Here is a 12,680-nt window from a genome sequence, read left to right as displayed (position 1 = left end):
GATACTTAAGATAAATAACCCTGATTAACGCCGATAGTTTGCATTATCTTCGCCATCGGGCTTATTAGGCCACACAGTTACCTTCGCCAAAAAAACTATCCAAATACTGTTGGTTGGATTCATAACGTGTTTGCAACAGGGCGAGCGTCGCATCGGACAACTCTTTGGTTTCATCCAATGCGTTTACCTTGGTGCCGACAATTTTTTGGTAATTGCCTAAGGAAATAGGGATTTCCAAAAATTCCGCCAAAGTGGCCGCTGTCCCTTCTACGTCACCAAACAACGCGTCATGGCTAAGCATTAAAACGTGGGGGAATTCTTGCCGATAAAGGGTCAGTGCCGTTGCATAATCATTGAGCGCGTCTTGCACCCGCATCCATTCTCCACCTGTATCAAGGATTTTCAGCATTTCTTCCTCAAACACCAACTGGCCGGAATTAGGCAACCCGTACATTAACAGCTTAAAAGCGGAAACAAAGCGCTTTACCGGATTTCTGGCCAGCAGCAAAATTTTGGCATCCTCACCGACTACCTCGCGCATTTTGCGGATGCCCGGCTCAGGTAAAATCATATATTCCGGGGTAATTTCCCCAAGCATATCATAATGCTTGGCTACGGGCCTGAACAGGTCGATATAGTCAATTTTCTGGATCGGTTTGGTTGCCAACAGAAAATTGGCACGCAAGGAATTTTTATAACGCTTATTCACAAAAGCAAAATCTTCTGCTTTGACTAGTCGGTCAATTTCCCGATTTAATTGGTTGACTGAAAAGTGTTTTAACACTGACTCATGGCGGACATGAAATAAGGTGTCAAAATAATGCAATTCCTTAACCGGATTCATGTAAATGGGCGAACATTGTTCCAAAATCCTATGCAATAGCGTTGAACCTGCCCGTTGCGAACCAATGCCGATAACAAATTGTGTCATTTTGCTTATCCTATTAAATAAATATCAGTTAATTCCTTGACCTGCTCGGAGACCCTGCGCAGGGCGGGCGAGTGGGCTTTGCCCTTAAACACGGCGGGCTTGTCGTCGATGGCTTCCAGGCAGGCGGTGAGTGCCTCCAGGGTCGGCTCGACGACGAAGCCGGACTTGCCCTCGACCACGTCCTCGCCGATGCCGCCCATGGTGCTGGCGACGATCCAGCAGCCGCAGGCCGCCGCCTCGCGGGTCACCAGGCCGTAGCTTTCCGGCCAGGTCGACGGCGCGAACAGCACGTCGAGCTGCCGGTACAGTTCGACCACGCGGGTCTGCCCCAGCCGCCCGATGAAGGTGACGGGGACTTGCCCCCAGTGGGTCTGGAGGCGGTAGCCTTCCTCTTGGGAATGGTCGACGACGAGCATCTCCAGGTGTTCGGGCTGTAAGGCCTCGACCGCCGCCTTGAGCAGGAAGTAGCCCTTGTGTTCGGCCATGCCGCCGACATGCCCGCACACCACCTTGTCGGTGTGGCGGGTGTCTTTGCTTTGCCAGGCCAGGGTCTCGGAGATGCCGTTTTTGTTGACGCGGATCTGCGGGATCTCGTTTTTCCGGTAGATGTCGGCGAAGCAGTTGGACACGGTCAGCGCCGCTTTCGCGTCGCGCAGCAGGCCTTTGAGGTAGAGGATGCGCTCCACGGATTCGAGCTGGCTGACGTTGTTGGGCGGCGTGCAGGGTTGGTACGGGTCGGGGTGGCCGTCGGGGTAGACGGTGTTGTCGGCGTCGACCAGGAACTGGTAGTCGGAGATCCACCACGCGTCGTGGACGGTGACCAGGTAGGGGATCTGGGCGCTGCGGGCGGCCTCGACCACCGAGGCGGTCAGGCGTTGGACGCAGTGGAAATGCACCAGGTCGGGCCGTTCGGCCTCAAGGTATTCGGTGAACAGTTCGCCCATCTTGTCGTCGGCCGGGTGCCAGTCCATGTTTTCCCGCCACAGGACGGTGGCGCGGTAGACCCGCACCCCCTGGTGGTTGTATTGGGTCATCTGGTAGGGCGGCTTGAAGTCCGCGTCGGAGGTGAACACGGTGATGTCGAAGTCATCGGCGTAGTCGCGCCGCAACAGGTCGAAGTTGTCGGCGACCACGCGGGTCGCGCCGCCGATGGATTGCGGCGGGAAGAACACGTTGACCAGGGCGACTTTTTTGCGCGGTTTTTGGCCGGGCTGCTGCGCCGCCGCCAAGGCCGCGCCGAGCACGGCGGTCAGGTTGTCGGCGAGGGCTTCGGTGCTGTACTCGGCGCGTACCCGCGCTTGGGCGCGGTCGGCGACGGCTTGGCGCAGGGCGGGGTCGTCGACCAGGGCTTTCAGGTGCCGGTACCAGTCGTCGCTGGTGGCGGCGATGAAGCCGTCCTCGCCGTCTTTGATGATGTCGCGGTAGTTGGCGGTGGAACTGACCACGGAGGGGATGCCTAAGCAGGCGGCCTCGAACCATTTCAGTTCGCTCTTGCAGCCGTTGATCAGGTCGTCGTGCAGCACCGCGAGGCTGATGTCGGCGCGTTCGAGCATCGACCAGTAGGCTTTGATGCTTTTGACGGGCGGCATCTGTTTGACGCGGTCGGGGTAGGCGGACAGGAAGCTTTCCGGCAGTTTCAGGTAGCCGGCGATTTTCAGGCCGACCTGCGGGTATTCGTCGAGCAGGCGGGACACGGCGGGCAGGGCGAGGTCGGTGAAGTCGCTGTTGTGCGCCATGGTGCCGCTGCCGTAGAAGATGTCCAGGGTGTCCTTGCCGCCGTCATGCACTTTGTGTTTGAACAGGTTGTGCTGGTCGGTGCCGTTGCGGTGGACGAAGCAGCGCCCGCCGAACACCCGTTTTTCGAGCTGGTCGGCGAGCAGTTGCGTGGAGGCCAGGCCGAAGCGGCAGTAGTGCGCGGCGGCGTTGAACGAGGCCATGCCTTTCATGAGCATCAGGTAGATGTTCAGATCCAGGTAGCCGCCGTAGGTTTCGATCGGCGGCGGGTAGGCGGTGTCGAACAGCAGGTCGTCGATTTCGTAGATGGACAAACGGCCGGTGGCGTTGACCTGGGCGATGGCCTTGAGCACGGGCGGCTCGGCGGGGACGCGGTAGAAGATGACCACGTCGTAGAAGGCCAGCGCGTTCTGCTGGTCGGCAAGGTCTGTCCAGGACACGGCGGTGACGGTCTTGCCCGCCGCCTCCAGCTGCTCGATTTTCTGGTCGATGCGGTAGCGCACGCACTGTTGGATGTGGAAGTCGCCGACGATGAGCACGCGCTCCAGGTTGCAGCCGCCCACCCACTGCGGCTGTTCGGACGCGCCGTAAAATTGCAGGTAGGCGCTGTAGATGAACGACGACACGTCGGCCATTTTGGCGACCAGGCCGTCGCGGTCGTCGGTGACCGCGTAGGCCTCCAACGCGCCCTGTTGCTTCATCCAGTATTCGTGCACCAGTTCGTCGAAGCGCTCGCGGTAAGCGTTGGCTTCGGGATGGCGGCTGATCGCGTCCAGCATCACCAAGACCACCTCGCGTGGATGGCTGATCAGCTTCTTGCAGTGCATCAGGTTGGACACCAGCCATTTGCTGGGGTTGCCGGGGCTGGCGGCGGCGGCTTCATAGTGGTAAGCGGCGGTCTCGTAGTCCTTTTGCTCGAAGTAGGTGTTGCCGAGCAGTTCCAGCACTTCCGCTTGGCGTCCGAAGGTCAGGCTGATTTTCAGCAGCGTCCGCGCCGCGCCGGTGTCGTGGGCGATCAGCCTTTGCTTGGCCTGCTCCAGATAGTAGCGGGCGTTAGTGGCATCATCCCTGTTAACCCGCAAAGGATAGCTGATTTGCCCCGATAAAAGCTTGCTAAAATCTTCTATGGTAATTTCTACGCCGTATTTGGCGTTAATAGTGAACACCGTTTTGAAATCAATCTGTTTGAGGGGCGCTACGCTATGGCGTTGCGATTCGGCATGATGCTCAAAGCGTAAACCGACCCGGAGAAAATTGATGGCGGCCTGCAACTTGCCCTGCTCGACATTATGCTTAGCCAATTCAAAATGATAATGGGCGTTAATGCCGTCATTTTCACTGATTCTTAAGGGATAGGCAGTGCCGTTAAGGAGACGGTTAAAATCTTCCGTTGTTATCGGCTCCGGTAAGTCCGGTAGAGCGTCGAGGTCACCGCTATAAGCGGCTGTGCTATCAAAGAATACGGCAAAACGTAAAAATTGGATGCTTAATTTAATGTTATGGCTATCTAAATAGCTTTTGGCAAGCGCCAAATAGTAGGCTGAATTGACGGCATTATCTTGGCTGATGCGTAACGGGAAGGTAATTAAACCTGCCTGTAAGTCCGCAAAGTCTTGCACGGAAATTTCCCTGTCAAACGCGGCGTTAACCTCAAAAATACTATCAAAATCAATGCCGCTAATTTCGTTAATCGTTTTTTCTTGGGGCCTATCAAGATAAATGTCAGTTAATTCCTTGACCTGCTCGGAGACCCTGCGCAGGGCGGGCGAGTGGGCTTTGCCCTTAAACACGGCGGGCTTGTCGTCGATGGCTTCCAGGCAGGCGGTGAGTGCCTCCAGGGTCGGCTCGACGACGAAGCCGGACTTGCCCTCGACCACGTCCTCGCCGATGCCGCCCATGGTGCTGGCGACGATCCAGCAGCCGCAGGCCGCCGCCTCGCGGGTCACCAGGCCGTAGCTTTCCGGCCAGGTCGACGGCGCGAACAGCACGTCGAGCTGCCGGTACAGTTCGACCACGCGGGTCTGCCCCAGCCGCCCGATGAAGGTGACGGGGACTTGCCCCCAGTGGGTCTGGAGGCGGTAGCCTTCCTCTTGGGAATGGTCGACGACGAGCATCTCCAGGTGTTCGGGCTGTAAGGCCTCGACCGCCGCCTTGAGCAGGAAGTAGCCCTTGTGTTCGGCCATGCCGCCGACATGCCCGCACACCACCTTGTCGGTGTGGCGGGTGTCTTTGCTTTGCCAGGCCAGGGTCTCGGAGATGCCGTTTTTGTTGACGCGGATCTGCGGGATCTCGTTTTTCCGGTAGATGTCGGCGAAGCAGTTGGACACGGTCAGCGCCGCTTTCGCGTCGCGCAGCAGGCCTTTGAGGTAGAGGATGCGCTCCACGGATTCGAGCTGGCTGACGTTGTTGGGCGGCGTGCAGGGTTGGTACGGGTCGGGGTGGCCGTCGGGGTAGACGGTGTTGTCGGCGTCGACCAGGAACTGGTAGTCGGAGATCCACCACGCGTCGTGGACGGTGACCAGGTAGGGGATCTGGGCGCTGCGGGCGGCCTCGACCACCGAGGCGGTCAGGCGTTGGACGCAGTGGAAATGCACCAGGTCGGGCCGTTCGGCCTCAAGGTATTCGGTGAACAGTTCGCCCATCTTGTCGTCGGCCGGGTGCCAGTCCATGTTTTCCCGCCACAGGACGGTGGCGCGGTAGACCCGCACCCCCTGGTGGTTGTATTGGGTCATCTGGTAGGGCGGCTTGAAGTCCGCGTCGGAGGTGAACACGGTGATGTCGAAGTCATCGGCGTAGTCGCGCCGCAACAGGTCGAAGTTGTCGGCGACCACGCGGGTCGCGCCGCCGATGGATTGCGGCGGGAAGAACACGTTGACCAGGGCGACTTTTTTGCGCGGTTTTTGGCCGGGCTGCTGCGCCGCCGCCAAGGCCGCGCCGAGCACGGCGGTCAGGTTGTCGGCGAGGGCTTCGGTGCTGTACTCGGCGCGTACCCGCGCTTGGGCGCGGTCGGCGACGGCTTGGCGCAGGGCGGGGTCGTCGACCAGGGCTTTCAGGTGCCGGTACCAGTCGTCGCTGGTGGCGGCGATGAAGCCGTCCTCGCCGTCTTTGATGATGTCGCGGTAGTTGGCGGTGGAACTGACCACGGAGGGGATGCCTAAGCAGGCGGCCTCGAACCATTTCAGTTCGCTCTTGCAGCCGTTGATCAGGTCGTCGTGCAGCACCGCGAGGCTGATGTCGGCGCGTTCGAGCATCGACCAGTAGGCTTTGATGCTTTTGACGGGCGGCATCTGTTTGACGCGGTCGGGGTAGGCGGACAGGAAGCTTTCCGGCAGTTTCAGGTAGCCGGCGATTTTCAGGCCGACCTGCGGGTATTCGTCGAGCAGGCGGGACACGGCGGGCAGGGCGAGGTCGGTGAAGTCGCTGTTGTGCGCCATGGTGCCGCTGCCGTAGAAGATGTCCAGGGTGTCCTTGCCGCCGTCATGCACTTTGTGTTTGAACAGGTTGTGCTGGTCGGTGCCGTTGCGGTGGACGAAGCAGCGCCCGCCGAACACCCGTTTTTCGAGCTGGTCGGCGAGCAGTTGCGTGGAGGCCAGGCCGAAGCGGCAGTAGTGCGCGGCGGCGTTGAACGAGGCCATGCCTTTCATGAGCATCAGGTAGATGTTCAGATCCAGGTAGCCGCCGTAGGTTTCGATCGGCGGCGGGTAGGCGGTGTCGAACAGCAGGTCGTCGATTTCGTAGATGGACAAACGGCCGGTGGCGTTGACCTGGGCGATGGCCTTGAGCACGGGCGGCTCGGCGGGGACGCGGTAGAAGATGACCACGTCGTAGAAGGCCAGCGCGTTCTGCTGGTCGGCAAGGTCTGTCCAGGACACGGCGGTGACGGTCTTGCCCGCCGCCTCCAGCTGCTCGATTTTCTGGTCGATGCGGTAGCGCACGCACTGTTGGATGTGGAAGTCGCCGACGATGAGCACGCGCTCCAGGTTGCAGCCGCCCACCCACTGCGGCTGTTCGGACGCGCCGTAAAATTGCAGGTAGGCGCTGTAGATGAACGACGACACGTCGGCCATTTTGGCGACCAGGCCGTCGCGGTCGTCGGTGACCGCGTAGGCCTCCAACGCGCCCTGTTGCTTCATCCAGTATTCGTGCACCAGTTCGTCGAAGCGCTCGCGCAGGTTACCGGATTCGGGGTTGCGGGCAATGGCCGCCAACAGCACCTCGATGACCTCTTTGGGATGGCTGATCAGCTTCTTGCAGTGCATCAGGTTGGACACCAGCCATTTGCTGGGGTTGCCGTGGCTGGCGGCGGCGGCTTCGTAGTGGTGCGCGGCGGTTTCGTAGTCTTTCTGTTCGAAGTAGGTGTTGCCGAGCAGCTCCAGCACTTCCGCCTGCCGCCCGAAGGTCAGGCTGATTTTTAGCAGCGTCCGCGCCGCGCCGATGTCGTGGACGATCAACTTTTGTTTGGCCCGTTCCAAATAATAATGGGCATTAATACGGTCATTATGGCTGACATGCAGGGGATAACTGATCTGTCCGGTCAATAGTTTTTGAAAATCTTCGGCCTCAATTTCAACCCCTGATGTTGCGTTAATCGCAAACACCGTTTGATATTTATTCGGCTCGGTCGCCAGTTCAGCGCCCAATAAATGAGGGTCAAAATTACTGGGGAGTCTGCTATTGTTCAAGCAGACATCATTAGCAATCACGCTGATCGCTTTGCCGTTTTCGCAGGCCTGCAAAAACGTGTCTATCAGTGCCTTAGGAACCGTGATTTTAAAACCCGCCTGTAAAAATGCCTCGCCAAATGTGCCGGCAATATCTAAGCGCTCAAGCCATTCTGGCGTAACCGCATAAGAAACGCCATCAATACGCAAAAAAAGTTTAAGGGCCGTTTTTGGCTGCCCTTGATTAATTGCCCAGCCATAAAGGCATAATTGGTCGATGTTTTCTACATAACCATTGATTGTAATAGGCGTATTGTTACGCGCAATGGCAGGAGATGCTTTGTGGTCTAAATCCAAGTCTTGGATTTGATTTTGTAGGATAACGTCATTGGCGATAACGGCAATTTGCAAGCCATTATGGCGGGCCAATAACAGGGTTTCGGCAAGGCTCGCCGGTGTTTCAATCTTAAATCCTGACTGTAAAAAGCTATCATCATGAAACGCTTCGGCAATATCGGTACGTCGGCTCCAGACAGGCGCTATTGGGTAAACCACACCATCAATAGATAAAGACAGCTTTAAGGGCGTTTTTTCTAAATTGACCACCCAACCATAAATATCGGTATTTTCGATCCGTTCGGCATAGCCGATAATAGATTCACGGTTATCGGATAGCAGGGCATCAGTTTCGGCAGCAGATAGGCTTCCCGCACTCGTCGGCACGGTTTCAGTGGTGGCTCCGATGGGAGGTTGTATCGTTGTAACTGCATTGTCGGCAACGGTTGGGGCTTTAGTGTGCCCTATATCGCCCGTTTCTGGGTTATCGGTTGCGGGTGAGGTTTGCAGGGATGGCGCGGTGACCCGTTCTGCGGCAGCATTTTTTGGAAAAACCTTGGGGGACGGCATCAGCAGTCTGGTATCTAATAGCGTGCCGTTAACCAATACGTCAATATCGTCGCTGTTTTGGCGGGCAAGCAAAAAGGTTGGCGCAAGGCTGTTAGGAATATCCAGTTTAAATCCAGATTGTAAGAATTGTTCGCCGTGCTGGAAAGCAATATCAACGCGACTAGACCAGATGGGTGACAATGGATAATTAACGCCGCCAATGCGCAGGGAAAAGGTTAACGCACCTTGTGCGTCTGGGGCAATTGCCCAGCCTCTGATATGTAAGGCATCAATTTCTTCTACAATACCTATAATTGTCAAGTCCTGTTGCTCAAACGGCAGTTCTTCGGCATTCGCTGGCGTTACCGTTTCGGCGGGAACTTCTTCGGCTTCGGCCACCGCTTCGGCGGGTAGCTCCGCCGTTTCGGCGAGAACTTCTTCGGCTTCGGCCACCGCTTCGGCGGGTAGCTCCGCCGTTTCGGCAGGAACTTCTTCGGCTTCGGCCACCGCTTCGGCGGCGGGTAGCTCCGCCGTTTCGGCGGTAGCTTCTTCAGCTTCGGCCACGCCTTCGGCGGACAGCTCTGCTGCTTCCGTTAAGTTGTCCGCTTCTGGAGCGGCTAAAACAACCTCTGCCGATGGCTGGGTAATTTTGTTATATAAAGTAATTCCGTTGGCTGTCACGTCGATACGCTTACCATTTTGTATGGCCTGTTCAAATACATCAATCAGGCCTTGCGGTATATCAATCCGAAAACCTGAAGTCAGGTATTTATCGCCATGTTGCTCGGCAATATCAATCCGATCCAGCCATGTATAAGAGATTTGGTAAGACTGTTTATCAATGCTGAGGGCGAGTTTTAAAGGGCTGCCCTCGCTGTCAATCACCCAGCCATGAATTTGTAACTTATCTAAGTATTCGATATAGCCGACAATGCTCTTATCCTGTCCATTTGCTAATGCTACTCCAGAGAACCCTTCAGAATCTGATGTATCAGTATTGGTTTCTGGGTCGGCTACGCCGTTTTCTGCTGTTACAGCAGCTTGCCCAATAATGTTGTCCAAGGCCGAAGCTTCGCTAATTTTATTTTCAGATAAGTCAGGCGTGACTGAAATTACTTTTTTCATATCCTATTCCACTATTTTTAAATGCAAATCTTGTTATAGCAAAGGCTGCAAGCACGCTTGCCTATAGTTATCAAATTGTCCGACCAGTTTTTCCGGGCTATCCATCCAAGCCAAGGGCGCCAGTTTGTCAGCCATACCCGCTTCTCTGGTACGGCGGGCAATCGCACCGATATCAAAGGAGAATACGGGTAAATGAGCTTGGAAGGCCAATGAGAGGGTATAGCTGTAGGTTTCTGGCCAGAGCGAGGGTAGCCAAACCAGATGCGGGTTGAGGTTTTCTAAAGTAGCCAGCGCATCATGCTCGTGATATTTGCCGGTCACGGTCACGCCGGATTCTTTGATCAGCAAATCGTTCATGGTGTAACCCATAACGATAAACTCTATCGGCAGATTTTGTTGCTGCACCAATTTAGCACAGGCCATAATGACCTCAAAACCTTTAATTTTACCGATGGCACCAATAATGACGACGCGTAACTTTTCTTCCGCCGCAATTTGGGGCGTTTTAACCTGAATGGCCTTTAGGTCGATAGCTTCATGGGGCAAGACTTCAAATGCGACATCGGGAAAATAGCTGCCCAAGCGGTCGGCGACATCTTGGTCGGGCACGACAATACGGTCAGCTAAGCGCAAAGCCTGTTGATGGGATGACCGCCATTCAGCAATACTTTTGACACCGAAATCAGAATTGCGCTCCAATAAGCAGCGGTTGCACCCCGCTTCATCCGGTTCGCCACAATAACGGCCATCTTCATCAATCAAATTGATACGGGGGCAGATAGGCTTATAATCATGGAGGTTGATTTTCCAAAACGCCCCTAATTCTTTAATCACCTTATGCAATTCTAATGCCGCATCCGGCACAAAATCGACCAAACTATGGGTATGGACTTCGGTAATGCCGAGCTCTTTAAGAATAGCCGCCAAAGCGGCGGTATCGGCCAATTCGAAAGGGTTGATATTGGGGACGGAACGGATAGACGGATGGCCTAAATTAACATGGGTGGGACGTTTGGCGACGGGACGTAAAGTGAACACGCCATAACCGGCCTGCATAAAATTAACGATGTCTTCCTGCACCCGGCGTTCCGAGCCGCCGCCCCGGCTGTGGCAAACTAACAGGATATTTTGGGCACGGCTCATCCGTTGCAACCGAAAGGCATCCAGACGGCTGCGGCTGTCTTTGAGCGGGTCGGCTTTGACAAAAACATCGACATCTTTGCGGTAGCGCGGATATTTTTTGTCCAAGACCTTTAGGGCGGCCTGAACACGCATGGCCCGCTCGCCCTGAAATGAAGTAGAACCTAAATGGCGGACAAAAATATCGCCGGCAATAATGTTACGCCAGCCTTTACGGATGGCCCGCTGGCAAAAATCATTCTCCTCACCATAGCCTTTGCCGAAGGCCTTTTCATCAAACAAACCGACTTTTTCCAAACAATCGCGGCGGATGTACATACAAAACCCTACGCCAGTCGGTACTTCCACCTCGACATCGGCGTTAATGGTGGCGGTCAGCGCGTCCATTTCCGCATAACTCACTTCTAAAGGATAGGGGTTATCATGGAGAAAATTCGGGTAGCTACAGATGGTGGCGTTATTGGACAGCGGGGTGACTGTACCGGTTTTGCGGTTACGGTGGGCGGCCTTATGCAGGCGGTCTAGCCAGCCATCGTACACTTCGGTATCCGAATTCAATAAGACGACGTGGCGTTGTGGGTGCAATTTCATGCCCCGGTTAACGGTTTGCACAAAGCCTAAGTTTTCTTCATTGACCAACAACGTAAACAGCCCTTTATCCGCCAAGCGTTGTAAATCGGCGCTCAATTCTTCATCAGGGCTGGCATCGTTAATGACCACCAGCTCAAACGGCACATCATAAGTGACCGCCAAGGCGCTATACAGGCAGCGCAAGGTTTCAATGCGGCCTTTATAAACCGGCACGACCACATCCAAGTCCGTTTCCGCAATATGCGCCCGCGGCACCAGGCTTCCCCATGCCTCATCATCAGGTAAGGTCAGTACAGGCAATTCGCCCGGTTCTATATCCAAACCGTCGCTATCGCGTTCCTGTTGGGTACTGCGCCCTTCCGTGCGGCCAAAAAACAAATAATGTAATAAGGGGTTCATACCCGTCGCCGCCACATCAGGGGAGGTGCGCAAATAATAAGTGCCGTCAAATTGCGGGCAAGGCGAACGCCCTTCAGCGCCGCCCCATTTCAGATAATGGATCAGCGGGTCATTGTCAGTGCGGGCGACATCTTTATTATTGACCAGATAAAAATCCAGGTCGAACCAAGCGCTGGGGGATGTCCGGCAATAGCGGCCAACATATTTGTAATGCAGCAGGGTATTGGTGTACAAGTGTTTGCTCAATCCGGTCGCTTTGGAGCGGTAATAGACCGGATCAAACAAGGCCATCGGTGCCCGGCCTTCTTTATCGCCGTGCAGTACATAATGCTTTAGCCCATCGGTTTCTATCTGGGCGACATCGCCATTATTTTCCAAATAATAGGCATTGTCGAACAACTCCTGCCTGGCTACCAAACGTATCAGCCGGCTCTGATAAGCCTTGCGCAACCCTAAGGTTTTACACGCTATTTTTATCCCCCACAGTGCGGTCATTTTCACTTCACCGCGCAACGCTTTTAATGTTTCCCGAATTGTCATATTTTTACCTGTATTATAAGAACTTGGTACTTAAGCCAATCTTGCCCGTGATGGAGTAAAACGTTGCTTACGCATCATGAAAGCCGATGTGGCAAAAACACTATCCAAACCACGCGTTAATTGCTAAATGTAATACACCTTAATTGGGTTGGCTAAGCTAGCTGGGCAGTATGGAGAAATTGCTTAACGCCCTACCTACTTCGCTACTGTCAATTTTAAGGAATCGGCATGACTATTTTCTGTTATTTGAAAATAAATGTATAACCCCTCTGTTTGCCTAAAAAGTAACATTGTGTTGATCCGTCAGAAAAACACGCTTCTTTTTATAAGTATTGCCAAGATGCCTAATATGCTCCGGTTAACTAGACGCTATAAATGTCGTCCTTATAGTGAAAACGATAGTTTAAATGTTCTGCCTTACGAAGAGTAAGCACTTTTTACGCGGTTTTTCAGTGATCTTCATGTTATTCGCCGTCAATGGCGGTAAACAGAAATTTACCGTTTTTAATATGGTAGAGGATTGATTTGCTCTTTAAAAAATCATTTACCGTCAAGAACTAAGGTGTGCCCATAAAATAAGCATCAACAAATCGCTGTTACTGTTGAAATGGTTTCCTTTTGCCCATAGGACTTTCTACGGCCACAAGGAACCGCACCGATAAAAAGCTCTTACC

3 protein-coding genes are annotated in these 12,680 nt (G+C 54.5%); all 3 read right to left on the bottom strand.

Annotated features, from left to right (window positions below):
- Nucleotides 1-64: 64 nt before the first annotated feature.
- From CEK71_RS16855 to CEK71_RS16845, 3 genes are read right to left on the bottom strand one after another with little or no spacing between them, the layout of a single operon-like run.
- The gene (locus CEK71_RS16855) at nt 65-931 is read right to left on the bottom strand and encodes a sulfotransferase domain-containing protein (RefSeq protein WP_088620468.1); all 867 of its coding nucleotides are present in this window, start codon (nt 929-931) and stop codon (nt 65-67) included.
- Between the two features lie 5 nt (nt 932-936).
- A complete protein-coding gene (locus tag CEK71_RS16850; RefSeq protein WP_088620467.1) occupies nt 937-9,336 on the bottom strand; it encodes a glycosyltransferase in 8,400 nt (2,799 codons plus the stop codon).
- Between the two features lie 33 nt (nt 9,337-9,369).
- On the bottom strand, nt 9,370-12,006 hold the full coding sequence (locus CEK71_RS16845; RefSeq protein WP_232463678.1) for a glycosyltransferase: 2,637 nt from the start codon (nt 12,004-12,006) through the stop codon (nt 9,370-9,372).
- Nucleotides 12,007-12,680 lie beyond the last annotated feature (674 nt).

It is taken from the genome of Methylovulum psychrotolerans (assembly GCF_002209385.1).
Lineage (GTDB): Bacteria > Pseudomonadota > Gammaproteobacteria > Methylococcales > Methylomonadaceae > Methylovulum > Methylovulum psychrotolerans.
Note: the sequence above shows the minus strand (reverse complement) of the source record. Positions and strands in the feature narration are given on the sequence as shown.

What these genes read in the sequence shown, in the direction of transcription:
- CEK71_RS16850 (WP_088620467.1), bottom strand. Translation starts at nt 9,336, where the DNA reads ATGAAAAAAGTAATTTCAGTCACGCCTGACTTATCTGAAAATAAAATT.
- CEK71_RS16845 (WP_232463678.1), bottom strand. Translation starts at nt 12,006, where the DNA reads ATGACAATTCGGGAAACATTAAAAGCGTTGCGCGGTGAAGTGAAAATG.
- CEK71_RS16855 (WP_088620468.1), bottom strand. Translation starts at nt 931, where the DNA reads ATGACACAATTTGTTATCGGCATTGGTTCGCAACGGGCAGGTTCAACG.